Source organism: Methylomonas sp. 2F7, assembly GCF_057126975.1.
The window spans coordinates 944,016-968,840 of record NZ_CP195203.1 but is presented as its reverse complement, the minus strand read 5'-3'; the positions used below and the strand labels follow the sequence as shown (position 1 = coordinate 968,840).

General features: G+C 52.5%; 26 protein-coding genes. 17 read left to right on the top strand and 9 right to left on the bottom strand.

Annotated features, from left to right (window positions below):
- Nucleotides 1-82: 82 nt before the first annotated feature.
- The 3 genes from nhaD to ACR64Q_RS04545 are packed head-to-tail and all read left to right on the top strand — an operon-like array spanning nucleotide 83 to nucleotide 3,783.
- Complete coding sequence (nhaD, locus tag ACR64Q_RS04555; RefSeq protein WP_026603903.1) at nucleotides 83-1,528, top strand: sodium:proton antiporter NhaD; 1,446 nt, start codon at nucleotides 83-85, stop codon at nucleotides 1,526-1,528.
- Between the two features lie 24 nt (nucleotides 1,529-1,552).
- On the top strand, nucleotides 1,553-3,088 hold the full coding sequence (locus ACR64Q_RS04550; protein WP_313733727.1) for a DUF4118 domain-containing protein: 1,536 nt from the start codon (nucleotides 1,553-1,555) through the stop codon (nucleotides 3,086-3,088).
- Nucleotides 3,085-3,783, top strand: coding sequence for a response regulator (locus ACR64Q_RS04545; RefSeq protein WP_026603901.1), 699 nt, complete (start codon nucleotides 3,085-3,087; stop codon nucleotides 3,781-3,783). Before ACR64Q_RS04550 ends, ACR64Q_RS04545 begins: the two co-directional genes overlap by 4 nt.
- Nucleotides 3,784-3,983: 200 nt before the next feature.
- On the opposite strand, the gene ACR64Q_RS04540 is transcribed toward ACR64Q_RS04545, so the two are convergent.
- On the bottom strand, nucleotides 3,984-4,343 hold the full coding sequence (locus tag ACR64Q_RS04540) for a hypothetical protein (protein ID WP_026603900.1): 360 nt from the start codon (nucleotides 4,341-4,343) through the stop codon (nucleotides 3,984-3,986).
- 294 nt (nucleotides 4,344-4,637) lie between these two features.
- Here ACR64Q_RS04540 and queF point away from each other — a divergent pair, with 294 nt between their 5' ends.
- From queF to tpx, 13 genes are all read left to right on the top strand, one after another.
- Nucleotides 4,638-5,027, top strand: coding sequence for a preQ(1) synthase (gene queF / locus ACR64Q_RS04535; RefSeq protein ID WP_020485282.1), 390 nt, complete (start codon nucleotides 4,638-4,640; stop codon nucleotides 5,025-5,027).
- A gap of 7 nt (nucleotides 5,028-5,034) precedes the next feature.
- Nucleotides 5,035-5,319, top strand: a complete 285-nt coding sequence (locus tag ACR64Q_RS04530) for an EscU/YscU/HrcU family type III secretion system export apparatus switch protein (RefSeq protein ID WP_026603899.1) — start codon at nucleotides 5,035-5,037, stop codon at nucleotides 5,317-5,319.
- A complete protein-coding gene (gene asd / locus ACR64Q_RS04525; RefSeq protein WP_026603898.1) occupies nucleotides 5,316-6,176 on the top strand; it encodes an archaetidylserine decarboxylase in 861 nt (286 codons plus the stop codon). The genes ACR64Q_RS04530 and asd overlap by 4 nt, the downstream gene beginning before the upstream one ends.
- Before the next feature lie 108 nt (nucleotides 6,177-6,284).
- Entirely contained in the window at nucleotides 6,285-6,635 is a 351-nt protein-coding gene (gene yajC, locus ACR64Q_RS04520; RefSeq protein WP_020485279.1) for a preprotein translocase subunit YajC, read from the top strand.
- A gap of 75 nt (nucleotides 6,636-6,710) precedes the next feature.
- Nucleotides 6,711-8,558, top strand: coding sequence for a protein translocase subunit SecD (gene secD / locus ACR64Q_RS04515; RefSeq protein ID WP_026603897.1), 1,848 nt, complete (start codon nucleotides 6,711-6,713; stop codon nucleotides 8,556-8,558).
- 149 nt (nucleotides 8,559-8,707) lie between these two features.
- A complete protein-coding gene (gene ndk / locus ACR64Q_RS04510) occupies nucleotides 8,708-9,139 on the top strand; it encodes a nucleoside-diphosphate kinase (RefSeq protein ID WP_026603896.1) in 432 nt (143 codons plus the stop codon).
- Nucleotides 9,114-10,226, top strand: coding sequence for a dual-specificity RNA methyltransferase RlmN (gene rlmN, locus ACR64Q_RS04505; RefSeq protein ID WP_313733726.1), 1,113 nt, complete (start codon nucleotides 9,114-9,116; stop codon nucleotides 10,224-10,226). Before ndk ends, rlmN begins: the two co-directional genes overlap by 26 nt.
- The gene (gene pilW, locus ACR64Q_RS04500) at nucleotides 10,216-10,977 is read left to right on the top strand and encodes a type IV pilus biogenesis/stability protein PilW (protein WP_020485275.1); all 762 of its coding nucleotides are present in this window, start codon (nucleotides 10,216-10,218) and stop codon (nucleotides 10,975-10,977) included. Before rlmN ends, pilW begins: the two co-directional genes overlap by 11 nt.
- A gap of 19 nt (nucleotides 10,978-10,996) precedes the next feature.
- Nucleotides 10,997-12,283, top strand: coding sequence for a histidine--tRNA ligase (hisS, locus tag ACR64Q_RS04495; RefSeq protein ID WP_313733725.1), 1,287 nt, complete (start codon nucleotides 10,997-10,999; stop codon nucleotides 12,281-12,283).
- Between the two features lie 33 nt (nucleotides 12,284-12,316).
- Nucleotides 12,317-12,973 carry a YfgM family protein gene (locus ACR64Q_RS04490; protein ID WP_313733724.1) on the top strand — a complete coding sequence of 219 codons (657 nt, stop codon included), beginning with the start codon at nucleotides 12,317-12,319 and terminating at the stop codon, nucleotides 12,971-12,973.
- A gap of 28 nt (nucleotides 12,974-13,001) precedes the next feature.
- Nucleotides 13,002-14,213 (top strand): outer membrane protein assembly factor BamB, encoded by a 1,212-nt coding sequence (gene bamB, locus ACR64Q_RS04485; RefSeq protein ID WP_313733723.1) that lies wholly within the window; start codon nucleotides 13,002-13,004, stop codon nucleotides 14,211-14,213.
- Between the two features lie 4 nt (nucleotides 14,214-14,217).
- Nucleotides 14,218-15,609, top strand: coding sequence for a ribosome biogenesis GTPase Der (gene der / locus ACR64Q_RS04480; protein WP_020485271.1), 1,392 nt, complete (start codon nucleotides 14,218-14,220; stop codon nucleotides 15,607-15,609).
- Nucleotides 15,610-15,635: 26 nt separating this feature from the next.
- Entirely contained in the window at nucleotides 15,636-16,139 is a 504-nt protein-coding gene (gene tpx / locus ACR64Q_RS04475) for a thiol peroxidase (protein ID WP_020485270.1), read from the top strand.
- Between the two features lie 78 nt (nucleotides 16,140-16,217).
- Here tpx and ACR64Q_RS04470 read toward each other — a convergent pair whose 3' ends face one another.
- The 3 genes from ACR64Q_RS04470 to ACR64Q_RS04460 form a co-directional block, all read right to left on the bottom strand.
- Entirely contained in the window at nucleotides 16,218-16,772 is a 555-nt protein-coding gene (locus ACR64Q_RS04470) for a hypothetical protein (protein ID WP_313733722.1), read from the bottom strand.
- Nucleotides 16,773-16,926: 154 nt separating this feature from the next.
- A complete protein-coding gene (locus tag ACR64Q_RS04465; protein ID WP_313733721.1) occupies nucleotides 16,927-17,319 on the bottom strand; it encodes a glycine zipper family protein in 393 nt (130 codons plus the stop codon).
- Between the two features lie 102 nt (nucleotides 17,320-17,421).
- Nucleotides 17,422-17,586 carry a hypothetical protein gene (locus ACR64Q_RS04460; RefSeq protein ID WP_483823276.1) on the bottom strand — a complete coding sequence of 55 codons (165 nt, stop codon included), beginning with the start codon at nucleotides 17,584-17,586 and terminating at the stop codon, nucleotides 17,422-17,424.
- 192 nt (nucleotides 17,587-17,778) lie between these two features.
- Between ACR64Q_RS04460 and ACR64Q_RS04455 the strand changes: the two genes are divergently transcribed.
- On the top strand, nucleotides 17,779-18,285 hold the full coding sequence (locus ACR64Q_RS04455; protein WP_313733719.1) for a YkgJ family cysteine cluster protein: 507 nt from the start codon (nucleotides 17,779-17,781) through the stop codon (nucleotides 18,283-18,285).
- Here the strand turns inward: ACR64Q_RS04455 and ACR64Q_RS04450 are convergent.
- The 5 genes from ACR64Q_RS04450 to ACR64Q_RS04430 all read right to left on the bottom strand — a co-directional run bounded on the left by ACR64Q_RS04450 (nucleotide 18,268) and on the right by ACR64Q_RS04430 (nucleotide 24,254).
- Nucleotides 18,268-18,552: a hypothetical protein gene (locus tag ACR64Q_RS04450; RefSeq protein WP_026603887.1), complete on the bottom strand. Its 285-nt coding sequence runs from the start codon at nucleotides 18,550-18,552 to the stop codon at nucleotides 18,268-18,270. The genes ACR64Q_RS04455 and ACR64Q_RS04450 overlap by 18 nt on opposite strands.
- 128 nt (nucleotides 18,553-18,680) lie before the next feature.
- Nucleotides 18,681-20,486: a helix-turn-helix transcriptional regulator gene (locus tag ACR64Q_RS04445; protein WP_313733718.1), complete on the bottom strand. Its 1,806-nt coding sequence runs from the start codon at nucleotides 20,484-20,486 to the stop codon at nucleotides 18,681-18,683.
- Between the two features lie 273 nt (nucleotides 20,487-20,759).
- Nucleotides 20,760-21,269, bottom strand: a complete 510-nt coding sequence (locus ACR64Q_RS04440) for an aspartate carbamoyltransferase (RefSeq protein WP_313733717.1) — start codon at nucleotides 21,267-21,269, stop codon at nucleotides 20,760-20,762.
- Nucleotides 21,270-21,483: 214 nt separating this feature from the next.
- On the bottom strand, nucleotides 21,484-23,352 hold the full coding sequence (locus tag ACR64Q_RS04435; protein WP_313733716.1) for a diguanylate cyclase: 1,869 nt from the start codon (nucleotides 23,350-23,352) through the stop codon (nucleotides 21,484-21,486).
- 89 nt (nucleotides 23,353-23,441) lie between these two features.
- Nucleotides 23,442-24,254: a Crp/Fnr family transcriptional regulator gene (locus ACR64Q_RS04430; RefSeq protein ID WP_026603883.1), complete on the bottom strand. Its 813-nt coding sequence runs from the start codon at nucleotides 24,252-24,254 to the stop codon at nucleotides 23,442-23,444.
- Between the last annotated feature and the right edge of the window lie 571 nt (nucleotides 24,255-24,825).

Here is a 24,825-nt window from a genome sequence, read left to right as displayed (position 1 = left end):
ATACAATCCGTAGATCGTCCAAAGTCGCCGGAAACCAAGCAATTTTGAGGCATCTTCATTTATCTCGTTAACCGGAGAACGCATGCTGCGGGTTGTCTATCTATTTGGATTAGTGTCGCTGATATTTCCCGGCCCCGGATTTGCCGAGTCTGCGACGCCGCCGCAGTCGTTTCATCTTGATCTTACTCAGCATTGGGTTGGCTACTTTTCGCTGGTCGTGATGATCATCGCGTATATCTCAGCGATGCTCGAAGATGTGACCAATCTCCGCAAATCCAAACCAATGCTGCTGGCAGCGGCATTGATCTGGTTTGTCATCGTCCTGGCGTATCAACAACACGGCGACAGTTTACCGGCAACTACCGCTTTTAAGGCGAACTTGCAGACTTACATCGAATTGCTGCTATTCATCATGGTATCGATGACTTATCTGAACGCCATGGAGGATATGGGCATTTTCGATGCGCTGAAGATTTGGCTGGTCAGTAAAGACCTCAGCTATCGACGACTATTTTGGATAACGGGATTTTTAGTTTTTCTAATTTCCTGTATCGTCAACGGCTTAACCGCCGGCTTGTTGATGGGCGCTGTCGTGGTAGCCGTTGGCAAAAACAGTCCGCGTTTTGTCTCACTGGGCTGTTTGAACATCGTGATTGCCACCAATGCCGGCGGCACATTTAGCCCGTTGGGCGGCATATCGACGCTGTTTGTTTGGCAACATGGCATGCTGGGTTTTACCGAGTTTTTTAAATTGTTCGTACCTTGTCTCGTCAACTTTTTGGTACCAGCCGCAGCTATGCATTTTGCACTACCCAAAGACAAACCCATTATCGAACCCCAGCAAATTTTGTTACCACGCGGGGCCAAACGCATCATATTCCTGTTCGGCGTCACCATCAGCTTGGCGGTTGGTTTTGATATGGCGTTGGGATTACCGGCGGCAGCCGGCATGATGGCAGGTCTATCCTTGTTACAATTCTTTTATTTCTATTTGCAAAAATCCGATAAGCCAAGTAATCCGCAACAGTCGGAGTTTTCGCTATTTTTCGGCGGTGGCGATTTGCATTCGCTGTCTATTGAAGCCAAGCGCCTGGATGTTTTCGATAAAGTGGGCCGACTGGAATGGGATACTTTACTGTTCTTCTACGGCGCGATGATGGGCATCGGTGGCCTAGGCTTCATAGGCTATCTTGATGCGATTTCACAGGTGCTATACGGGCAATTCAGCCCGACTCTGGCGAATGTGATGATCGGTTTATCGTCAGCATTCGTCGATAACGGCACTTTGATGTTCGCCGTGTTAACCATGCATCCCGATATTCCGCAAGGACAATGGCTGTTGCTGACCTTGACGTTGGGCGTTGGCGGCAGCCTGCTGGCAATTGGCTCCGCGCCAGGCATCGGTTTAATGGGCCAAGCCAAAGGACAATATACGTTCGGCAGCCATATGAAATGGTGTCCGGTAATCCTGTTGGCATACTTTGCCAGTATCGGCACACATATGCTGGTCAATGCAGGGTCTTTCTGACCAGCAGAAGCCTTAAACGGATTGATGAAATTATCTGGCGTTTTCGGCTCCAGCCCGAACTTAGCGAAAAACGAGCGTTTCATCGGCCATGCCTGGGGTTTAGCCGCGCCCTTCATTTGCACGCTGATCGATTGGCCATTGCGCGACCTGTTGGGACCGGCCAGCATCCTGATGACTTACTTGCTGGGCGTATTTCTGGTCGCCAGCCGCTATGGTCGCAGCGCGTCCATCGTCGCCTCGCTACTCAGCGCGCCAACCTTTGCCTTTTATTTTGCCCGGCCAATTTTCTCGTTTGCGATTAGCGACCTGGAAAATATCGTCGGCTTGGCGGTAATGATCATTGTCGCGAACGTCACCGGCAGCTTGCTTGAAAAATCACGCTTGCAAGCCGAGTTAGCCAAACAACGTGAATCGCATACCAATGCGCTCTACCGTTTGAGTCGCGACCTGTCGGCGGCCCAGGATCACAACGCCGTCGCGCGCATCGCGGCCGAACATATCGACAATGAATTTGGTACGGATTCGGTGCTGCTGATTGCCAATACCGAAAACGGCCTGCAAATACAGACAAATCAGGTATTACCCGTTTCACTGCACAACATCGATCTTGCTCTGGCACAAGGGGCCTTCGAGAAAGGCGAAGTCAGACAGCAGCACCCTTTAAGCTATTACCCGCTGCACGGATCTAGTGCCGTGCAAGGTGTGTTAACCATCCTACAAACTGAAGCATTGGTCAGACAATCGCCGGAAGTAAACACCTTCTGCCATTTAATCGCGCAAACCTTGGAGCGATTTCAGCTAGCCGCTCAAGCCCGCGAGGCCAATCTGCAAGCCGAAACTGAAGCCTTGCGCAATGCGTTGTTAAGCTCCATTTCCCATGACCTACGCACGCCTTTGACCCGCATCATTGGTGCGGTCGGCACCGCTATCGAGAATGATGCCGGTTTATCAGCCATGGAACGCCAAGAGTTGAATCAATCTGTATTGGACGAAGCGCAACGCATGTCTGAGCTCACCGGCAAAATTCTGGATATGGCCCGCTTGAGCAGCGGTCAGATCATTTTGCACCGCAGTTGGAACGCCATTGAAGAAATCGTCGGCAGTGCCTTGAACCGCCTGGATAAACACTTACAGGACAGACCGGTACGCACGCTGCTGCCGGATAGCTTGCCGCTATTGTGGATCGACGCGGTACTGATGGAACAGGTACTGGTCAATCTGATCGAAAACGCGGTTAAGTATACGTCGCCGGGCAGCCCCATTGACATCGAAGCGATAGCGCTGCCGAAGCGCTTTCGCTTAAGCATAACGGATTACGGCCCTGGCATTGCCAAACATCAACAAACCCGGATTTTCGAGAAGTTTTATCGCGGCGCCACCGAAACCCAGCAAAACGGGGTTGGCCTGGGGCTGGCATTGTGCAAGGCTATCGTCGAGGCGCATGGCGGGCTTATTCAAGCCGATAACCGCGCCGGCAAAGGTGCGGAATTTAGCATTGAACTACCCCTGCATGCGCCGCCGCTGCTTGCAGAATCGGAAGCGCTTGGGAGCGTGGCATGACAGCAATCCCCCTGATTCTACTGATAGAAGACGACGCACAAACCCGACGCTTCCTAAAAACCAGCCTCACCCATCGCGGTTGGTCCACAATCGAAGCCGACTGCGGCAAATCGGGGCTGGCAATGCTGAATAGCGAACATCCAGATTTGGTGATCTTGGATCTAGGGTTACCTGACATGGACGGTATAGCGGTCACCCGTCGCCTGCGCCAATTGTCGGATTTGCCCATCCTGATCTTGTCGGCGCGCAGCCAGGAACAAAACAAGATCCTGGCACTAGATGCCGGTGCCGACGATTACTTGACCAAACCCTTCGGTAGCGGCGAATTGCACGCTCGTCTGCAAGCCTTGATGCGCCGGGTCGCTCGCAGCCGTAGCAACCTAGAGGTATTCGAAACCGGTCTATTAAAGGTAGATTTGACGCGTCGGAAAGTATTCGTCGCCGATAACGAAGTACGCATCACCCCTATCGAATATCGATTGCTCGGGATTCTGATTCGCCATGCCGGCGTGGTGGTCACCCATCGCCAGCTACTACAGGAAGTCTGGGGCGCGGAACACATCCACGATCAACATTATCTGCGTATTTACATGGGGCAATTGCGCCACAAGCTGGAAGTCAACCCGGCGCGGCCACGTTATTTACTGACTGAAGTCGGCGTGGGCTACCGCATGGCGATTGATGATACCGAGTAGAGCAACCATTCGAGATCAACTGGCAGCACAGGATTCCACTTCTTTAGTGATAGTCGCTTCGTTTTTATCGCCAACGACTATTTCAAGACTTCAGTCAATCGGGGCGAGACGAGGATTGGTATGAAATTACCGGAATATAGCGGAGCCAGCCAAAAGACTGGCCCCTATTTGCGGAAACTGCCGAAAGAAACGTAGCGAGCCTAATTCAATAATGCGCTTAAGTTGGCGCGCGCTCTGTTGGCGACAGCAGATTGGGCTTGAACTGGATTGTTTTGAATGTCCGAGATTAACTTCCCAACCACCTCTTGCGCCTGCTCCGGACTGTTGATTCTGGCCTGACTGTCGCTATTTTGTCCGCTGGCAGCCTGCGCCAATTTCAAAGATTCCTGGGACAAACTGACTGTGTCGCTTGGGCTTGGCTCGGTTCTCTCAACCTGACTTTGCGAATTACTTGCCTTTCTGCGCTCGGCCAATTCTTCAATTGCGCCGGCTTTTTGCTCTCTGGATACGCCTTGGCTAGCCAAGGAATTTGGGTTTGGGTATGTAGTGTTGATTTCCATCGTCGACTCCCCTGCAAATTGAACTTACATTCTAGCGGTTTTTACGATTCGCCTTAGCACTAATTTTACATCATTCGCCCCAAGTTGTTGACAATTCCGCCGACCAATTGTTTCGACTCGTTTAGGAAGGACAAACCCGGAACCCTACACACCCGCCAACGTAAAATAATGCTATAAATAATTGATTTTAAATGCTTAATACGCTATGGCATCTTAGCTGGTAAAATATAACCAGACTTAACCGGCGGATGTCATATCCGCCACTCCGGAATCCCTAGCACCCCAAATCAAGCAATGACTACAAAACCCAGCGCAGACCTCACCACTTTCGAAAACCCCAGGCCGGCGCGCGACTTTACGATTCGCATCGACATCCCGGAATTTACCTGTTTATGCCCGATGACCGGCCAACCCGACTTCGCCAAACTGGTTCTGGAATACGTACCCAACACATTGTGCGTCGAGCTCAAATCCTTAAAGCTGTACATGTGGACTTTCCGCGAGCGTGGTGCCTTTCATGAAGCGGTCACCAACGAGATTTTGGATCATATTGTCGCGGCGATTTCACCTAATTTCATGCGCTTGCGCGCCGAATTCAATGTGCGCGGCGGCATTTACACCACCGTAATTGCCGAGCATCGCGACCCAAGCTGGCAGGCGCCCGAATTGGTCAATCTACCTTGAACCTGACGTGAGCGGTAGAACCTTCTACAACAGCGACATTGCCGTCGCGCTCCAGTACGACGGCAAAAATGCGCCGAAGGTTACGGCTAAAGGCGAAGGCTTTACCGCTCAGCAAATTCTGGCCATCGCCGAAAAACACGGCGTACCGCTGCAAAACGAACCGGAGCTGGCGCGAATTTTGGCGCAAGTCCCGCTCGGCGAGGAAATCCCCCAACAACTGTATATTGCTGTCGCCGAAGTCATCGCCTTTGCGTATTTCATCAGCGGCAAAACCCCCGATTCCGAATCATGAATTTAAAAGAAATTGTTACCGTGCTGCCGCAATACGCATTGCCGCACCACGCGCTGTCCGGCTTGATGTCCAAACTGACCCATTGCCAAAACAAAACCTGGAAAAACCTGTTTATCAAATCCATCGTGCAGATGTACGGCGTGAATATGCAGGAAGCCAGGTTTCAAGACCTGGATCACTATCCTAGCTTTAATGATTTTTTTACCCGCGAATTAAAAGACGGTGCCAGACAAATTGCCTCAGCAGCCAACGCCATAGCCTGCCCGGCGGACGGTGCGGTCAGCCAAGCCGGACCGATCAGCAATGGTCGAATTTTCCAGGCCAAAGGCCACGACTACACCGCACTGGAGTTGCTTGGCGGCGATACGGAACGGGCACAGGCCTTTGAAAACGGTTCCTTCGCCACCATTTACTTATCACCGAAGGATTATCACCGGCTGCATATGCCCTTAACCGGCACTTTGAAAGAAATGGTGCATATTCCCGGCCGACTATTCAGCGTGAATAACACCACAGTTGGCGCCGTACCGAATCTGTTCGCGCGCAACGAACGTGTAGCCTGTATTTTTGACACTGACGCCGGACCAATGGCTTTGATTCTGGTGGGCGCGATTTTCGTGTCCAGCGTCGAAACCGTCTGGCACGGTGTAGTAACGCCACCTAGCATCAGCGCACCCAGAACTTGGCGTTATCAAGAAGACGCGCCGACGCTTGAAAAAGGCGTGGAAATGGGCAGGTTCAATATGGGCTCAACCATTATCGTCTTGTTCGGTAAAGAAAAAACCGCCTGGAATGAAGACTTGACCGCCGGCAAAGCGGTACAACTGGGCGAAGCCATCGGCCGGACGCTAGCATAAACCGGGCAAATCGACTGCGTAATGTGATAAGCACTGCTAGTGTGGCATAATGCGCGCCTGTCCGCCCGGCCGGACCATTAAAACGACGATAACAATAAGAGGATTACCATGAGTTTCTTGATTTCTGATGCGCTGGCCCAAACAGCGCCCACCGCCGTACAACCCGGTTTTGAAGGCATGCTGTTCCCGTTGGGCATTCTGATATTTTTCTATTTCCTGTTCATCCGCCCACAATCCAAGCGCAACAAGGAACAAAAACAAATGCTGGCTGCGTTGGGTAAAGGCGCGGAAGTGGTCACCACCGGCGGCATTCTAGGTAAAGTGGCCGAACTGGACGACAACTTCGTCAAACTGGAAGTATCCGATAACAGCTTTATTCAGGTACAGCGCCATGCCATCGCCAACATGATGCCAAAAGGTACTTACAAAACCTTGAACAGCAAAAGAACCAAAGAATAAGTTTGCTTTAACCCTGCGATATCCCCCGCTTTTATTCGCAACAGCCTGGCTGTCACTGCTTTTAATGGAATAACCATGCAAAATCATTTCCCTGTCTGGAAAAACATCCTAGTAATTTTCGTGCTGTTGGTTGGTACGATTTACGCGTTGCCCAATCTTTATGGCAACGACCCGGCAGTGCAATTGGCTTCGTCTAGCCCGACGCCATTGCAGCAGTCTCAGGCTGACGCAGTCGCCGCCAGCATCAAAAACGCTGGTTTTACGCTGAAAAGCTTCGAATTTGCCGACGGCAAAATTCTGGCGCGCTTCAACAATACCGACGAACAAATGAAAGCGGCGGACATATTGCGCGAACAAATGTCCGGCAAAGCGACAGTCGCCTTAAATTTAGCGCCTGCCACCCCTGCTTGGCTGCGCGCTTTCGGTGCAAACCCTATGCATCTTGGCTTGGACTTACGCGGCGGCGTGCATTTCCTGTTGGAAGTGGATATGGACAGCGCGCTGAAACAAGCGGAAGAGCGCTATACCAACGATATTCGCTCGGCCTTCCGCGATGCAAAAGTTCGGTATCAATCAGTTTCGAAGGAAGCTGGCGGCATCAAAGTCGTGCTGCCTAACGAAGAATCCAGAGTTGCCGCCACGGAAGTACTCAACAAAGACTTCCGCACCCTCGATCTAGTGGAAAGCGGTCCGAATGAATTTACGTTAAACATTCCCGAACGCAACCTGCGTGAAATCAAGAAGGCGGCGCTGGGCCAAAACATTACCACGCTGCGTAACCGGGTGAACGAACTGGGCGTAGCCGAGCCTATCATTCAGCAACAAGGCGACAGCCGCATCGTCGTGCAATTACCCGGCGTACAAGACACTACCCGCGCGAAAGAATTGTTAGGCACCACAGCAACACTGGAATACCGTTTAGTGGACGTGGAGCATGATGTGCAGTCGGCCCTGGGCGGTCACGAACCTATCGGCAGCCGTTTGTATAAAGACAAAAACGGCGCTCCGGTGCTGTTGAAACGTTCGGTTATCGTGACTGGCGACCAGATCACCGATGCGTCATCGGGCTTGGATCAAGACGGTTCACCTGCCGTATTCATCACGCTGGATGGCGTCGGCGCCAAGAAGATGGGCAAGATGACCCAGGAAAATATCGGCAAGCCGATGGCGGTGGTGTTCATCGAATACAAATCCGAAACCCGGGTCGTTAACGGCGAGAAAGTCCAACATAAGGAAAAAGTCGAAAAAGTCATCAGCGTCGCCACCATCCGCGACAGTTTCAGCAAACGCTTCCAAACCACCGGCCTGGATAGCCCTGAAGAAGCCCGCACCTTGGCCTTATTACTCAGAGCCGGCGCCTTGGCCGCTCCGGTTGAAATCGTCGAAGAACGCACAGTCGGCCCCAGCTTAGGTCAGGAAAATATCGATCAAGGCATGATGTCGATTACCGCCGGCTTCCTGCTGGTCGTGTTTTTCATGGTCGCTTATTACCGCGCGTTCGGTTTGATCGCCAACTTTGCTTTGTTGTTCAATGTCGTACTGCTGATCTCCATCATGTCCGTTTTGCAAGCCACCCTGACCTTGCCAGGCATGGCCGGTATCGTCTTGACTGTGGGTATGGCAGTGGACGCCAACGTGCTGATCAACGAACGGATCCGCGAGGAACTGCGTAATGGCTTGAGCCGGCAGGCCAGTATTTACGTCGGTTACGAAAAAGCGTTTGCGACCATTCTCGACTCCAACGTGACTCACTTCATCGTCGCAGTATTATTGTTCGGCTTTGGCACGGGCCCGGTTAAGGGTTTCGCGCTGGTCCTGATGATTGGGATTGCCACTTCGGTATTTACTGCGGTTACCGGCACCCGGATGTTGGTCAACTGGTTCTACGGCAACGATCATCGCACCGATAAAATTTCCATCTAGCCAAAAAATTGAGGCTCGGCGCAGCACAAACCGGGCCTATTCAGCCGTTTCGGAAAAGCACTATTCGGCAGGGCGTTTCTCAACACCCTGCCTGACAAGATATAATGCGTAATTAATTTTTCAATCACTATCCTCACTGGAGTTACACAATGGCAATCGAACGTACTTTCTCAATCATCAAGCCTGATGCAGTCGCTAAAAATGTGATTGGGGAAATTGTCAGCCGCTTCGAAAAAAACGGCCTGCGCATCGTCGCATCCAAAATGCTGCAACTGAGCCAAGAGCAAGCCGAAGGCTTTTATGCCGAGCATAAAGAACGCGGCTTTTTCAAAGACTTGGTCAGCTTCATGACCTCCGGCCCGGTCGTTGTGCAAGTATTGGAAGGCGAAAATGCGGTTCTGAAAAACCGTGAATTGATGGGCGCCACCAATCCTAAAGAAGCCGCTCCCGGCACCATTCGCGCCGACTTCGCGGTCAGCATCGACGAAAACGCCGTACACGGTTCCGATGCACCGGAATCTGCTGCGAGAGAAATCGCTTACTTCTTCTCTGCTGATGAACTCTGCGACCGTATCCGCTAAGCCAGCATTGATTAATCTGCTGGATTTCGACAGAAAAGGCTTGCAAGCCTTTTTTGTCGAGCTCGGCGAAAAGCCGTTTCGCGCCACTCAGGTGCTGAAATGGATTTATCAGGAAGGCATCTCCGATTTCGACGAGATGACCAACCTGAGCAAATCGCTGCGCAGTCATTTAAAAGAACACTGCCAGATCAAAGTCCCGGAAATCGTTGCCGAACAATTGGCGTCCGATGGCACCTGCAAATGGGCGGTACAGATGCACTGCGGCAATCGGGTGGAAACCGTTTACATCCCCGAAGAACGCCGCGCCACCCTGTGCGTGTCCTCACAAGTGGGCTGCGCACTGGCCTGCACCTTTTGCTCGACCGCCAAACAAGGCTTCAACCGCAACCTGTCCACCGCCGAAATCATCGGCCAGCTCTATCTGGCGCAACAAAGACTGGGGCCGGAACGCCGCATCACCAATGTGGTGATGATGGGCATGGGCGAGCCTCTGCTGAACTTCGACAATGTCGTGGCGGCCATGAATTTAATGATGGACGACTTTTGCTATGGCTTGTCCAAACGCCGCGTCACCATCAGCACCTCCGGTATTGTGCCGGCGATGAAACGCCTGAACGAAGTCTGTGATGTCAGCGTCGCCGTATCGTTACATGCTCCGCATGACGCATTACGCGACCAACTAGTGCCGATCAACGTCAAATATCCGCTGAAAGAATTGATGGAGGCCTGCCGCGAATACGCCAAAACAGGTCCGCGCAAACACATTACGTTTGAATACGTGATGCTGGACGGCATCAACGACAGCCCCGAAGATGCACGCACCCTGGTCAAATTATTGAAAACCGTGCCATCGAAACTGAATTTGATTCCTTTCAATCCGTTTCCGCAATCGCACTATCGCTGCTCCAGTCACGCCGCTATCCTGAAGTTTCGCGATATTCTGCATAATGCCGGCATCGTCACCACCGTCCGCAAGACCCGCGGCGAAGACATAGACGCAGCTTGCGGGCAATTGGTCGGTCAAGTACAAGATAAGAGCCGCAGACATTTAAAGCTGCAAGCGCAAGGACTCTCGCATGGCCAATAGGCGAACAGCGCGCGGATTAGTGCTGATCGGTTTATTGCTGGGTGCCTGCGGCTTACTGCCGGAGACCCGCGACACGATGAGCAATGCCGAAAAAGCCAAGCTCAATTTACAGATGGGCGCCCGCTATCTAGATATGGGCATGCTCGAAGTCGCCAAGGAAAAGCTGGAAACCGCAGTGCGACTGGATTCCAGCAACCCGGAAACCCATAACGCCCTAGCGGTATTCTACGAGCGCATCAAACAAACCGAAGCGGCCAGCGAGAGCTATCAAACTGCGTTGAGTAAAGACTCGGATAACTTCAGCATCAAAAACAACTACGGGCGTTTTTTGTGCGAGCAAGGCAAATTCGACAAAGGCGTCGCCCTGCTGCAAGAATCCATGGCCTCGCCGATGAACAGCCGACCCTGGTTCGCGCTGACCAATTTGGGCGTTTGCCATGCAAAACAAAACGACATGCAGCACGCCGAAGAGTATTTTCGTCAAGCACTGCAATCTCAACCGGACTATTCGCCGGCCTTGCAGGAGATGCAACGCATCAGCTATCAAAATGGCCAGTTTATGTCCGCCAGGGCGTTTTTGGAACGCTATCTAGGCGTTGCTAAACATACCCCGGAAACGCTGTGGATAGCGTTTCAAACCGAACGGGCGCTGGGCAACAGCAAAGTATCGGAAGAATACCGCGAGCAATTGATTAGCTCATTTCCGGCTTCCAAAGAGGCTCAACAAGTAAAAACCGCGATCAGCAAATAATCCGGCAGCAAACAAGATCATGGCAAAACAACAACAGGCTATCCAAGCCATCCGCGGCATGCACGACATCCTTCCCGAGCAATCGCCTTATTGGCAATGGCTGGAAGGCCAGGCCAGACAAGTACTGGGCGCCTACGGCTATCAGGAAATTCGTCTGCCCATCGTCGAAAAAACCGAGCTGTTCAAACGCTCGATCGGCGAAGTCACCGACATCGTCGAAAAAGAAATGTATACCTTCGACGACCGCAACGGCGACTCATTAACCCTGCGTCCCGAAGGCACCGCCGGCTGTTTGCGCGCCTGTCTGGAACACGGCTTATTGCACAATCAGAGTCACCGCTTGTGGTATTACGGACCGATGTTCCGTCACGAGCGCCCGCAGAAAGGCCGTTACCGTCAATTCTACCAACTGGGCGTGGAAACCTATGGCATGCCGGGCCCGGATATCGACGCGGAAATCATCGCCCTAACCGACCGCCTCTGGAAGCAATTGGGTATTCGCGATAAAGTCGAGCTACAAATCAATTCCCTGGGCACCAGCGAAGAACGTCTGGCCTACCGCGGCAAACTGGTCGACTATTTCCAACAACATCTGGCGGTTTTGGACGAAGACAGCCTGCGCCGTTTGGAAACCAACCCGCTACGCATTCTGGACAGCAAAAACCCCGACATGCAGGCCATGCTGCAACAGGCTCCGGTGTTGCTCGAGCATCTGGGCGAAGAAAGCCTGGCGCATCTCAATAGCCTGAAAGCCACGCTGGACGACCTGGGCATCGCCTACCAGTTGAATACCCGCTTGGTGCGCGGCCTGGATTATTACGGCAAGACCGTATTCGAATGGGTCACCGAGCACTTGGGTTCGCAAGGCACCATCTGCGCCGGCGGCCGTTACGACGGTCTGATCGAGCAGCTCGGCGGCAAAGCCAACCATGCTATCGGCTTTGCGATGGGTATGGAGCGCATCCTGGCGTTGCTGGAATTACTGGAAAACGTGCCGGTCGCGCCGACTACCGATGTATACATGATTCGGGTCGGCACCAGCGCCGAAGCCGCCGGCATGTGCTTGGCAGAGCGTATCCGCGATGCGATTCCCGGCTTAAAACTGCAAGTCAATTGCGGCGGCGGCAGCTTCAAGAGTCAGTTTAAAAAAGCTGATAAATCAGGTGCAGAGTACGCCATCATCATCGGCGACGACGAAGCCCAACGCGGCGAAGTGGCCTTGAAACCCTTGCGTATCGACGCTGAACAGAGCACGCACAATCACGACCAACTCCTGCAAACCCTGCAAGACTGGCACAGCCAATAATCCCTTGTAACCTGAGAAAAGAAGAGAACTACCGTGGCAATTTACGATACCGAAGAAGAACAGCTGGAACAGTTGAAAAAATGGTGGGAAGCCAATCAGACTTCATTGATCGCCGGTGTTGTCACCGCAATAGTATTGGTGAGCGGCTGGAATCTCTGGCAAAACCACCAATTGGAAAAACGCGCCCAAGCCTCGCAAATGTACCAACAATTATTGGACAGCGCGGCCAAGGACAATAGCGAATCCACCGAAAAACTGGCGGAACGCTTGCCTATCGAATTTCCCGGCACCGCTTACGCCCACTATGCCGGCCTGCAACTGGCCAAAAGTAAAGTGCAAAAAGGCGATCTGGAAGGCGCTAAAGCGATTCTGGAAAAATCAATCAAAGAAGCCGACAGCGATGAATTAAGACATGTCGCCCGTCTGCGTCTGATTCAGTTAATGTTGGCTACCGGTCAATACGAACAAGGCTTGCAATTGATCGCTGCGGTCGATCCCGCCAAATCCGAAGGATTTTCCGCTAGTTACGACGAATTGCAGGGTGACCTGTATGTGGCGCTGGACCGCTTGGACGAAGCTCGTAGCGCTTACCAAAGCGCAATCAGAACCGGTCAAGCCACGCCGTTGACTCAGTTCAAACTGGACGACGTCGCGACGCCGAGCAAAGCTGCCCCGGCGACCGCCAATTAAGCTCACTCCAACGGATACACGCTTTAGCATGTTAATCAGGAACTTCAGATACCGCTCACTTTTCCCGCTGCTTGCTTGTCTCCCTATGCTGGCCGGCTGCGCGGGACTGGATGCCGGACGCGACTTTATCTCGGGCTTAACGGAATATATCACCGGCGACGACGACAACGCCGATCCACCGGCCGCCTTGCAGGAATATACCCCTGAAGTGCAAGTCGAGGTGCTATGGAAGGAATCAATCGGTAATGGCGCGGACGAAAAATATCTGAAACTGATACCCGCAGTTGCCGAAGGCACAGTCTACGTCGGCGACAACAAAGGCCATTTGCAAGCTCGCGGGGCCGGCAACGGTAGCCTGACCTGGGAAAACAACACCGATTACAGCTTCTCTGCCGGTCCCGGCCTGGGTGTGCACACGGTGGTGATGGGTACCAGCACCGGCGAAGTCGTAGGTTTTGACAAAGCCAGCGGCGAACAACGCTGGAAAATCGACGTGCCCAGCGAAGTATTGGCCGCCCCTGTGGTCAGTCGCGGTATTGTCATCGTCCGTACCACCGACGGCAAGATTATTGGCCTAAAAGAAGATAACGGCGCGCAACTTTGGACCTTCGAACACAACGTACCGGCCTTGAGTATCCGCGGCACCGGCGCGCCCATCATCATTGACGACAATGTGATCGCCGGCTCGGCTAACGGCAAGCTGGAAGCCCTGCAATTAAGAGACGGCAAATCCATCTGGGAAGCCACCATCGCGATTCCGAGCGGTCGTTCCGAAGTCGAACGCTTAGTCGATCTGGATGTCGATCCGGTCGCGGCGCGCGGGGCGATTTATATTGCCGGCTTCACCGGCGGCGCGTCCTCTGTTTCGGAAGTGGACGGCGACGTGCTGTGGCGCAACGAAGCGGTGTCGTCCTACACAGGCCTGAGCCTGGATTATCGTTACCTTTATGTCAGCGACACCCAAAGCGAGGTCTGGCAACTGGATCAACGTAGCGGCGCCTCGTTGTGGAAACAAAAAGACTTACACAACCGCCAATTGACAGCGGCGGTGGTTTATCAAAATTATGTGGTAGTTGGCGATTTCGAAGGCTACGTACATTGGCTGTCCAATAGCGACGGCCGCCAATTGGGCCGCATTCAGGTCAGTAAAGCGGCGATAGAAGCCAAGCCGGTAGTCGTGGACGACACTGTTTACATTTACGCCAAAGACGGCACCTTGGCCGCCTTGAGAGCAAAATAAATTCATGTTACCCGTTATAGCCCTAGTGGGCCGCCCCAATGTCGGCAAATCCACACTGTTCAATTATCTAACCCGCAGCCGCGAAGCATTAGTCGCCGACTATCCCGGCCTGACCCGCGACCGCCAATACGGTCGCGTCAAACGCGGTGAACGCGATTGTCTGATAGTAGATACCGGCGGGATTACCAACGAACAGGAAGGCATAGACGTCTTCGCCAAAAAGCAGGTGGAAATCGCCTTGCAGGAAGCCGACGTCGTGTTTTTTCTAGTCGACGCCCGCGATGGCCTCAACGCCATCGACGAAGCCATTGCCGACATGTTGCGCAAGCTTGGCAAACCGGTAGTGCTGGTAGTCAATAAAGTTGACGGCATAGACAGCAATACCGTGACCAACGATTTTTATAGCCTGGCGCTCGGCGAACCCATCGGGATTGCCGCCACGCACGGCCGCAATGTCCACGACTTGCTGGATCGCATCGACGAGCTGTTGCCGGTAGTCGAGGACGAATTCGAAGAACAAGATCCGGGTATCGCCATTGCCATCGTCGGCCGCCCCAATGTCGGCAAATCGACTTTAGTGAATCGACTGCTCGGCGAGGAACGCGTCGTAGTGTTCGACGAAGCCGGCACAACCCGCGACAGTATTTATATCCCCTTCGAACGCAACGGTCAGAAATTCACCTTGATCGATACCGCCGGCATGCGCCGCCGATCCAGGGTATCGTTGACGGTGGAAAAATTCAGCATCATCAAATCGCTGCAAGCTATCGAAAAAGCTCATGTGGTGATTTATTTGATCGACGCCCGCGAAGGTGTGACCGATCAGGATGCACATATTTTAGGTTTGGTCCTGGAAGCCGGCCGGGCCTTGATCATCGGCTTGAACAAATGGGATGGTCTGAACGCCGAACACCGCGATTTCGTGAAAAAGCAGATCGAAATCAAATTGTCGTTTCTGGAGTTCGCCGAAAAACATCCGATTTCGGCATTACACGGCAGCGGTGTCGGTAAGCTGTTCGACGTGGTGCATACCTTGTACGACTCGGCCATGACCGATATGTCCACGCCCTTGCTGACCCGGATTTTGACCGACGCCCTGACAGCGCATCAGCCGCCATTGGTCGGTGGCCGTCGCATCAAATTAAAGTACGCGCATCAAGGCGGCCGCAATCCGCCGGTAGTAGTAATACACGGCACTCAGACCGATTCCCTGCCCGGCGCCTACAAACGCTATTTGATGAACTATTTCCGCGACCAGCTGCGACTGACGGGTACACCGATACGCCTGGTATTCAAGTCGCCGGAAAACCCGTTTCAAGGCCAGAAAAATCCACTAAGCGATCGCCAAGTGAAAAAACGCAAGCGCTTGATCGATTTCAGTAAACGAAAAAAATAATAACTCAAGATACCTGGAGCATTCCTATGGCAACCATTACTTTCCAAGGCAAACCTATCAACACTGTCGGCGATTTACCGGCGGTTGGTACGCCAGCGCCGGATTTCCAGCTAACCAATCGTAAAATGCAGGATGTGGGTTTGGCCGAGTTCGCCGGCAAGCGCAAAGTGCTGAATATTGTCCCCAGCCTGGATACGCCCACCTGCGCCACCTCGACCCGTAAATTCAACGAAAAAGCCGCGCATCTGGATAATACCGTGGTGCTGGTGGTGTCAGCCGACCTGCCTTTCGCGCAAGTACGGTTTTGCGAAGTGGAAGGCATCAAACACGTCGTGCCGCTCTCCAGTTTCCGTTCCAAATTTGCCCACGACTACGGCGTCGAACTGTTAGACAGCATTTTGGCCGGTCTGACCGCCCGCGCCATCGTCATCATCGACGAAAACGACAAGGTGATCTACACCCAATTGGTTAGTGAAATTGCCGACGAGCCTGATTATGTCAGCGCATTGGCCGCGCTGCATCAACCGTAATCCAGAGCGCCGAGTCAGATTTTCAACTCGGCGCAAAGAACAGGCTAAATACCCCGGCGTCTCCAAACCCCAGAGTTACTAAGCTTTGCTCTGGCGTTCCGCCTGATCGTACATCGCGCAAAATAGCTGAACAACGACATACATCATGGTCCGGGTGGTGCGCAGCGCATCCGGATCAGTCGGGCTTTCGGCGACATATTCGCTGATCGCTTCGTCCATGAATTTAACCAAGTCAGGTTGCGAGTTACTATCGACCAGGCGCTCGGTAAATCGATTCTGAAATTTATCGCGAAACTTCGTATCCATCTGGTTACCCGGCATGAATGCCTGCAACTCGGCATCGAGTAAGGCGGCGGTGTTCTGTAACCATTCCATGCTCAAGACCCGCTGATCCGGCAAATCGCCGAAAGCATGCTTGAATACGCAAATCACATCAAAACAAAGATCCATGAATAGATTCGCCAGGTTCCGATCCTTATCGGCAATCAACGCCGAAAACACGCCAAAGACGGTTTGCGCCAACGCCGGTTGCTCGGTTTGGAATTGCTGAAGTATGGCTCGGCCAGCATTTTCATCCTGACTTTTGGCGTATTGCAGGGCCTGATACAACTCTCGGTCGGTTAATTCGCGCATCGTCATTTCTAAATAAGTTCAACAAATATCCAGGCGATATAGTATCAAGCCCCTGCCTGATAACGGATATTTATAATGTGTAGAACTATTCTCTCGGTCCTTAAATAGCGGCTCTCCCGCGTACACAGCAATCAGGTATTTTCAGAGGTTTTCTTTAGTTAACCAGCGTATGACCGCGTTGACGCATGCAGGTTTTAAATGCCCGTTTAAAGCCCTCGTTGGCTTTGTACCCTTCCCACAATCCTGCAGGAATAGCCAATATAGCGCCACCGGCGGCACCGGTTGCGGCACTACCGGCTATCGCACCGACTGCCGCGCCACCCGCCGCACCGGTAACCGCACCGACACCCGCACCCATACCGATTTCTTTGGTGATATCCGACGCTTGTTCCGCCAGCGACTTGCACTCGACCATGTCACGCTGCGCGGTTTCCGGCTGTTGGTCCAAGCGCGGATCGATGATCGGATGCCAACCACTCATGGATGCGCAGCCGCTGGTTAATGTGGCAAGTACCACCAACATAGTGGGTAGATATTTTTGTGTCATTTTTTCTCCAAAACAGACATGTTTAAATCGTTAGATAACATTTCAGCATTTATGCTTAAGACATAGAGCGATGCCGCTGCGGGATGGACACCGCGGCACACATTAGAAGTGATAAAGTTGTGGGATATTGCTGCCGCCTGGTTTGTACCATTCCTTAAAATCTATCGGCAGCTCGAGTAAGGGCGCTGTTATGCAATATTTTAAGAGGCCGTCAATGGCAACATAAGTGCCGCCGCCAATGCGTTTTTCGCCAAGCTGTTGATTCAATAAAGTATTCGAGTCGCACATAATCACTCCACAAGTTATTCACTTGCGGAAAATTCTAAGTTTGGCGACTTAAAATCTACTTAAGCTTTGATTAGGATCCGGTTAAAAGCAGCCGGCTATTGAGACCGCGCCGAACCGGCGTCATGCTCGGAAAGGCTTTGCAAAACCTGGTTAAACAGGCAGTATATTCAAATGAATACCCTCACCCAGCTCCAGACAGATATCAACACGCGCGTAAAAACCATCCGCGACGGCCAACCCGATTGGCTATGCCGCCAGGGTTGCGATGGCTGTTGCCGACGGCTTGCCGCAGTACCCAAAATCACCGAGGAGGAATGGCGTTGCCTGCAAGAAGGCCTAATGGCCTTACCTCCGGAGCAACTTCAGGAAGTCGGCCGGGCGATAGCCGCACTGGCCGGCCAGACGTCGCGCCCGATCATCTGCCCGCTGCTGGACCAGGCGAAAGGCGCCTGTCTGGTCTATGCCCACCGCCCAGTGGCTTGCCGAACTTACGGCTTCTATGTCCAGCGCGACCAGGGGCTTTACTGCAAGGATATCGAATCGCTCGTTACCGATGGCGCGCTGAACGAAGTAGTGTGGGGCAATCATGACGGCATCGATCATCGACTACTCGCTCTAGGCGAGTCGCGCGAATTGCCGGAGTGGTTTGCGGATTGGTCTCTAGCAGACTTGAAATAAGGCTCCTGCCTCGCAGTGAGCTAATTGAGGGCAATGCGAACAAATGCTTGCCACTTCCGACAATAGATCATTCTGCCTTTCCTCCTGAATTTGCCGCAACAAATACGCATTAAATTTATTGTCGGGTGGCTTGATATATAGCGGATAGCCGAGCCCGAGTAACAAAGTGCTGGCGAACTGGGCTTTGCGTCCGCCATTGTCTATCATCGATTCCTCTTCCAAAAATCGCGCAAGCGGGCAATTTCGCCCGAAGTCTATTTTGCTCATTACCGTATGCTTTTTACATAAATTCATGTAAAAAGCATACGGTAATGAGCCAAAAAAATAACCACCTGTATATGGTAATTATTTAGCACATATATGCCAATCACATAAAATCGAAGAGCTTGGATGCGCTACTTGGTAGTAATCAGACCGTGATCGATGGCAAAGCGCGTGACTTCGGCCGTGCTGTGCAGGCCTAGATTTGCCATCAGGTTCCTGCGGTGCGAGATGACCGTTGGCGTGGCTAGGTGTAGCTGTCTTCCGATTTCGGCAGAGGTCATTCCCGTAGCAATCATCCCGAGAATCTGCCGCTGCCGCTTGGTCAGACTTTCGGCTGCTTTAACGTTTTCTGCCTTAGAGGTTAAAGGCGATGAACTTTCGCGTATGAGCGATTCAATCCGCTTCAGCAAGTCCACACCTTCTTCATTCAGGCGCTTCCGTTGGCTAATATCCAATATCGTGCCGACCATGCGTAGCGGGTTATTTTGCCTGTCCCGAAGGGTAACCCTGCCTCTTGCTTCGACCGATACCCAATGGCCATCCTTGTGCCTCAACCGGTGTTCGCTTTCGAAGCTGACGGTTTCACCCTGCAAATGCGCTGAGATTTTCTGTTTGAAGTGTTCAAGGTCCTTGGGATTGACCAAATCCATCCAGTCGTCTTCGTTGTCGCCCAACTCCTCCTTGTTGTAGCCGAGTAATTCGAACCAGCGATTGCCTGTTGTGACTTTACGTTCAGGAATATGCCAATCCCATAAAACCAATCCCGATGCCGCCAGCGCCATTTCGAGTTGTTCCTCGCTTTCTGCCAGCGCCATTTCGGCCTGCTTTTGCTCGGTAACATCCTGGCCCATGCCCATCCATTCGAGAATGCGGCCTTGTCTATCGCGAACCGGCACCGCACGCACGTTCATCCAGCGCCATACGCCATCATGACGGCGAATGCGGTGTACGTTCAAGAACGGTTCGCCGCGCTCGACGGCGGATTTCCAGAGCGCCGCAGCCGCTTCGACATCGTCGGGATGCACAACCTTGGCCCACCCCGCGCCGAGCATTTCTTCCGCCGTCTGGCCGGTGAATGCCATCCATGCCGGTTGGGGAGCGACATGAAGACCATCGGAAGGGCAGAACCACGTCACGACACTGGTTGCCTCCACCAGCGTTCGGTAACGTTCCTCGCTCGCCTGCAACATGGTCAGAGCTTCGTGCTGGGCTGCAATGTCGCGACCAACCGACTGAATTTCCTTGAGTATGCCGCCAATATCGTAAAATCCTCGATTGACGAATTGCATCCAGCGCAGTTCGCCCCCAGCGACATACACCCTGTTTTCGATGGTGACGACGGGGTGGTCCGGCGACATCTCGCGCAGCTTGGCCTCGATCATGGGAATATCGTCGGGATGGGCTGCCGGATGCCAGCGATGGCCAATCAATTCATCGGCGGATTTGCCGAAAACCCTACAATACACGTCATTAACAAACTCGAAGGTTCCATCCGGCAAAAACCGACTTATTACCTCTGTTTGATCCTCCACGACCGAGCGGTAACGTCTCTCGCTCACTTCTAGCTGCTGGACACCTTGATAGCTTGCGGTTCTATCGACGATTGCGCCCACGGCCACATCAGAGCTATCCCCAAAACTTGAAATATTGAATTCATACCAGCCCGTCGAGCCATCCTTGCGTTTCTGTGGGATGATGCCGGTATAGGTTCTGCCTTCCGCAATAGCCGCATAAGCCTCACGGCCGAATGCCTCATAGCTGTCCTGGTCAAGAAACAGGTTGCGGGTAGCCTGCCCAATTAGTTCATCCGGCTCGTAAGCAAAAATGCGATGCATGGCCGCATTGGCCCAAACGATGTGCCTGTCCTTAATTATCGCGATGGCGATGAAATCACTATTCAGGATTGCGGCTGATTGACCAATTGATTTTTCGAGCATGACGCAGACCCGGCTTGTAGATAGCCAGGTATTTTGCCAGAAGGAACGCTTTAAGCGTCGAGTAATTGCCCCACTTTTCTATTCCAAGCATAAGGCTAGGGAAATGAGGGAACCCACGAGTTGAGTTCCCATGCCTATTTGCTAACCCGGCCCTTAAATATTGTCGCTCCAGTAAAGGCGGGAGCGACAATATTGGCTTCGCTGCGCAGTCTAAACGGCTCCCGCCTTTGCGGGAATGAAGAACCCAGGTAATTAAGGGCCGAGTCAACAATATCATTCAGCAGGCGGTGAATGATGGCTATTGTGACCGGGTATGTCTGGATTACCGTGGTCCTGGGTTTGGGCATCGAACCACTCATGCAGGGCCTGAACGAATTGGGGGTATTCGGTGGAAAAATGAATCTGTCCGCCGTTATCCAAGGCTTGATATAGAACTTTTATATCGTCGACTTTTGCCTTTTTTAACTGCGCCAGTCCAGGCATCTCCGCACCGTGCAAACGTTCGGTGACCGAATAATCACCCACTTTGTATTGTTCAGCCCTTTTTTGCAAATGCGCCTGGATCAATTTGATTTGCGAGGTGTTGTCCGCCGATTTGATTACCACATGCTGGACGCCGCCGTGAACCGTTTTGGTAAAGGTTTGTACCGTCCCCTTCACCGCGTAAGGCACTATTGTCTGTAATTGTTCTTGATTGATGGGTTTAGCGGGCGCATGTTCAATGGCTTGCACGACGATAAGGCATTGCAAAATGCCCAGTATTATTAATAGATAGTGTTTCATGGCGATACTCCGAGTAAGTTAACATTCATCCTGAACACTGAGTTTTTATCCGGTCGTTCAATACCGTTTGCTCCGGGCTTGCCGGAGCATATAGCCCACTTGGCTTCGATAAACTTAGCCGGAGCGGGATACCGGTAATAAATAGGGCCGGATTAGCAACTTAGTAATTCGCTGGCTCCGTTCTTTATACACAAAATCCGTTTTGGCAAAATCCTTAAGCTTTCCATTGCCCGAATTGATTGAGGCGCTCGACATTGTCGGGTAAAAACACATGTACCTGATTACGGCCTTTTTCTTTGGCTCGGTAGCACGCGCTGTCGGCGTTATTTAAAAACTCATCGACATCTCGAACACTACAGGTTACCGCGGCTACTCCGATACTAGCGCTAACGGTAAATTCGGTATCCCCCCAGTTAAATTTGAAATTGCGCAGGCTATCGCACAGTTCATGGGCGATATTCCGCGCCTGGTCAAGCGTGGTGTGTTCCAGCAACAACGCGAACTCGTCACCGCCCAGCCGGGCCAGAGTGTCGCGTTGCCGCAGTTTGGAGGACAAAACGGCACTTATTCTGCGCAATAATTCGTCCCCGGCTGCGTGTCCGCAGGTATCGTTAACCTGCTTGAAATGATCCAGGTCGATATAACAAAGCGCGTGTTGAAAATAGCCGGGGCGGGCACTGGCCAATACTCTGGTCACCCGTTGTTCGAAGGCTGTCCGATTAACCAGCCCGGTCAAGGGGTCGTGACTGGCCTGATAGGCCAAATTCTGGATTTTGGCGTGAGATGCGGACATGTCCCAAAACACCAGTACCACGCTGTCGACAAATCCATCCAGCGCGACCGGATAAAACGAATATTCGACCGGAAAATAACGGCCATCCTTGCGCTTAAAACTGGTGGCACTGCGCTGAGCTACTATATCCCGGGCAAGATCGGGCGACCCGAGCGCTTCCAGGGCTAGGGTTAAATCGTCCGCTACCATGGCTACGATGTCGTGTCCCAGCGCGTCTTCTTCGGCGTAACCCAACATCTGCAACGCGGCCCGGTTAACAAAGCTGCAACGACCAATCGCATCCAGACCGACAATACCTTCGCCGGCCGAGTCCAGCAGTAAGCGAAAGCGCCTCTCGCTGTTGCGCGCCTCGGTATTGGCGTGTTTGAGCTTAACTAAGGTGGCGTCAAGGCTGGCATTGGCGGACTTGAGGATGGCGCATTGTTTTTCCAGTTGCTCAGTGCGCTTGAATACCAGTTCCTCCAGGCGTTGCCGGTAATAGCTCAGTTCCTGCTCGGTTTCCTTGTCTTTGGTAATATCAACCAGGACACCCTGCAAAAACAAACTATCGCCAGCTTCATTCCGCACCACATTGGCTTCGTCCAGAAACCAGCGATGGTGTCCGTCGTGATTGCGTAATCGGTATTCGCATCGCAAAGGCGCATGATGTTCATAGGTATAGGCGTAGGCTTCCACGGTCACGGCCAGATCGTCCGGATGCACCTGCTTAAGCAAACCTTGCGGATCATCAAGCCAATCTTGCTGGGTATAGCCCAATTGAGAAATTTGCGGGCTGACATATAACAGCTTTACCGGCGTTTCCAGCGATGCGATATAGGTGATGACCGGCATTTGTTCTACCAAGCTCCGGTACTTAGCTTCCGCCTCACGCAATTGCTCCAGGGCTTCGGTCTTCTCCGCAAGCATTTGTTGTTCATGCTGCATTCGGCAAACTTCAGTGGGCGATTCGGCGCCAGCTTTGCTAGTGCAGTCTTCAGCTTGGTCCGCGACAAAGGCCGCATCATCCGATGATATCTGCATCAGGATGGACACATTAGCCTGTTTGACCGTTTCCGCTTGATTGGCGATGTAGCCGGCGTCCGGCATATCCGGCGATTGCCGGTCCCAGCGCGCTAGTTCGGGCTGACGGTCTTCAGCGAGTTTGAGACCGTGATGACTGGGTTCTTCCTCGCAAAATACCGAATCGTGATCTTGAAACGCCGCTAAGGAATGTTTGTTAGCCATCCGATTGGCAGGATCGTAGTCCATAACTAGTAAGCAGCTATTGGCTCTGGCTGATGCAGTGTTCATAAAATCGCCCCCCTATCGGTGACTGGGTTTCAATAGCCGGAGTGACCAGACAAAATCACGGGGCGATTTTTCAGCGCCGATAGACTTTATCAGCCAAACGCGTAGCGCTTCCTGAGATCTTTGACATGTCCATAAGACGTTATTGCAGTAATAGGTTTGGACAGCGGCGACAGATTAGCGCTAATAGCCACTAGCCGAGCAAACTCGTTTTTGATGACCTGGTAACACTCGCAACTTTGCGCTTCCAGGCCGGCGCGCTCCAGTACGCTGATATGCCCACGGCAATACCGAATCACCCCGGCTTGCTGTAATTTCCCGGCAGCCTCGGTGATACCTTCGCGGCGTACGCCCAACAGGGTGGCGATGGATTGTTGCGTTATCGCTATCTCGCTCCCACTCTGCCGGTCCAGGATCATCAACAGCCAGCGCGAGAATTGTTGATCAATTGAATGGTGCCGGTTGCAGGCGGCTATCTGCGTCATATGCGTAATCAATGCCTGAGTATAGCGGAGTAACATGCCGTGTAACGCGCCGCTACGCTGTCCGCCTATCCGTTCAATTTCCTCCTCAAATAGACTCCTGCGCAAACGATAGGCATAGCCCGGTATGACCACGACAGCTTGATGCGGCATGGATTCCCCACCCATGAACAGCGAAATGCCCAGCATGCCTTCGTTGCCGATCAAGGCCAGTTCGCTGGAGGCGCCATTCTCAGTAAAGTAAAGCTTGGCTATCACGCCGGTAACGGGAAAATAGACATAACGCAGTGATTCATCCGGTTCACAGAGCACATCGCCACAACGCATTTCAACCCGTTCCAGTAGTTTTGAAACGTGCGCGTAATTGGCTTCGGGCAGCATGGCGAGTAGCTGGTTTTGTCTTGGCTGGTCCATTTCACTCATCAGTTATTTCCGGATTGTTTGGCGAGGGCTGCATCAGGTATTCATATTGCTGAAACGGTAAATCCATACCAACATGGCGCGTTTTAACACAGCGGCTATCCGGTAAAAATACGTACTGCTACTTAGGCGGAAATCTGATTATTCACCTTGCCCGCAGATTCCCTATACTCGCCAAGCCTTAAACACTGCGGAGCGAATTCGCTGAAAGTTGCAAATGGGCAAAAGCGACCGAGCATTGAAGATAAGTTTGACAGGGTCAATTTTTCGCCAGCATACTTCTGCGCGAACTGGGGCAAGAAGCCAAGTCCATGCATAGATCATCACAAACTAAGGCTGGCTATTTCGGCTATGGCCGGATAAAAACCCGGTTGCTAACGCCCTCTGTTGCCGAAACAGGGCTTACCGGCTAACCACCCGCACAATACTGCTTGAGTAACACCCATCGAAGATAAGCCCGAAGCGGTCTCAATGCTATCCCAACTGGAAGATGACTCATGACTGACGAGCGTTACAAGTCTGCAAACACTGCAAGTCCTTTTCGACCAGAAGTGGAGAACATACACCCAAACTC

What these genes read in the sequence shown, in the direction of transcription:
- nhaD (WP_026603903.1), top strand. Translation starts at nt 83, where the DNA reads ATGCTGCGGGTTGTCTATCTATTTGGATTAGTGTCGCTGATATTTCCC.
- ACR64Q_RS04550 (WP_313733727.1), top strand. Translation starts at nt 1,553, where the DNA reads ATGAAATTATCTGGCGTTTTCGGCTCCAGCCCGAACTTAGCGAAAAAC.
- ACR64Q_RS04545 (WP_026603901.1), top strand. Translation starts at nt 3,085, where the DNA reads ATGACAGCAATCCCCCTGATTCTACTGATAGAAGACGACGCACAAACC.
- ACR64Q_RS04540 (WP_026603900.1), bottom strand. Translation starts at nt 4,343, where the DNA reads ATGGAAATCAACACTACATACCCAAACCCAAATTCCTTGGCTAGCCAA.
- queF (WP_020485282.1), top strand. Translation starts at nt 4,638, where the DNA reads ATGACTACAAAACCCAGCGCAGACCTCACCACTTTCGAAAACCCCAGG.
- asd (WP_026603898.1), top strand. Translation starts at nt 5,316, where the DNA reads ATGAATTTAAAAGAAATTGTTACCGTGCTGCCGCAATACGCATTGCCG.
- yajC (WP_020485279.1), top strand. Translation starts at nt 6,285, where the DNA reads ATGAGTTTCTTGATTTCTGATGCGCTGGCCCAAACAGCGCCCACCGCC.
- secD (WP_026603897.1), top strand. Translation starts at nt 6,711, where the DNA reads ATGCAAAATCATTTCCCTGTCTGGAAAAACATCCTAGTAATTTTCGTG.
- ndk (WP_026603896.1), top strand. Translation starts at nt 8,708, where the DNA reads ATGGCAATCGAACGTACTTTCTCAATCATCAAGCCTGATGCAGTCGCT.
- rlmN (WP_313733726.1), top strand. Translation starts at nt 9,114, where the DNA reads ATGAACTCTGCGACCGTATCCGCTAAGCCAGCATTGATTAATCTGCTG.
- pilW (WP_020485275.1), top strand. Translation starts at nt 10,216, where the DNA reads ATGGCCAATAGGCGAACAGCGCGCGGATTAGTGCTGATCGGTTTATTG.
- hisS (WP_313733725.1), top strand. Translation starts at nt 10,997, where the DNA reads ATGGCAAAACAACAACAGGCTATCCAAGCCATCCGCGGCATGCACGAC.
- bamB (WP_313733723.1), top strand. Translation starts at nt 13,002, where the DNA reads ATGTTAATCAGGAACTTCAGATACCGCTCACTTTTCCCGCTGCTTGCT.
- der (WP_020485271.1), top strand. Translation starts at nt 14,218, where the DNA reads ATGTTACCCGTTATAGCCCTAGTGGGCCGCCCCAATGTCGGCAAATCC.
- tpx (WP_020485270.1), top strand. Translation starts at nt 15,636, where the DNA reads ATGGCAACCATTACTTTCCAAGGCAAACCTATCAACACTGTCGGCGAT.
- ACR64Q_RS04470 (WP_313733722.1), bottom strand. Translation starts at nt 16,772, where the DNA reads ATGCGCGAATTAACCGACCGAGAGTTGTATCAGGCCCTGCAATACGCC.
- ACR64Q_RS04465 (WP_313733721.1), bottom strand. Translation starts at nt 17,319, where the DNA reads ATGACACAAAAATATCTACCCACTATGTTGGTGGTACTTGCCACATTA.
- ACR64Q_RS04455 (WP_313733719.1), top strand. Translation starts at nt 17,779, where the DNA reads ATGAATACCCTCACCCAGCTCCAGACAGATATCAACACGCGCGTAAAA.
- ACR64Q_RS04450 (WP_026603887.1), bottom strand. Translation starts at nt 18,552, where the DNA reads ATGAGCAAAATAGACTTCGGGCGAAATTGCCCGCTTGCGCGATTTTTG.
- ACR64Q_RS04445 (WP_313733718.1), bottom strand. Translation starts at nt 20,486, where the DNA reads ATGCTCGAAAAATCAATTGGTCAATCAGCCGCAATCCTGAATAGTGAT.
- ACR64Q_RS04440 (WP_313733717.1), bottom strand. Translation starts at nt 21,269, where the DNA reads ATGAAACACTATCTATTAATAATACTGGGCATTTTGCAATGCCTTATC.
- ACR64Q_RS04435 (WP_313733716.1), bottom strand. Translation starts at nt 23,352, where the DNA reads ATGAACACTGCATCAGCCAGAGCCAATAGCTGCTTACTAGTTATGGAC.
- ACR64Q_RS04430 (WP_026603883.1), bottom strand. Translation starts at nt 24,254, where the DNA reads ATGAGTGAAATGGACCAGCCAAGACAAAACCAGCTACTCGCCATGCTG.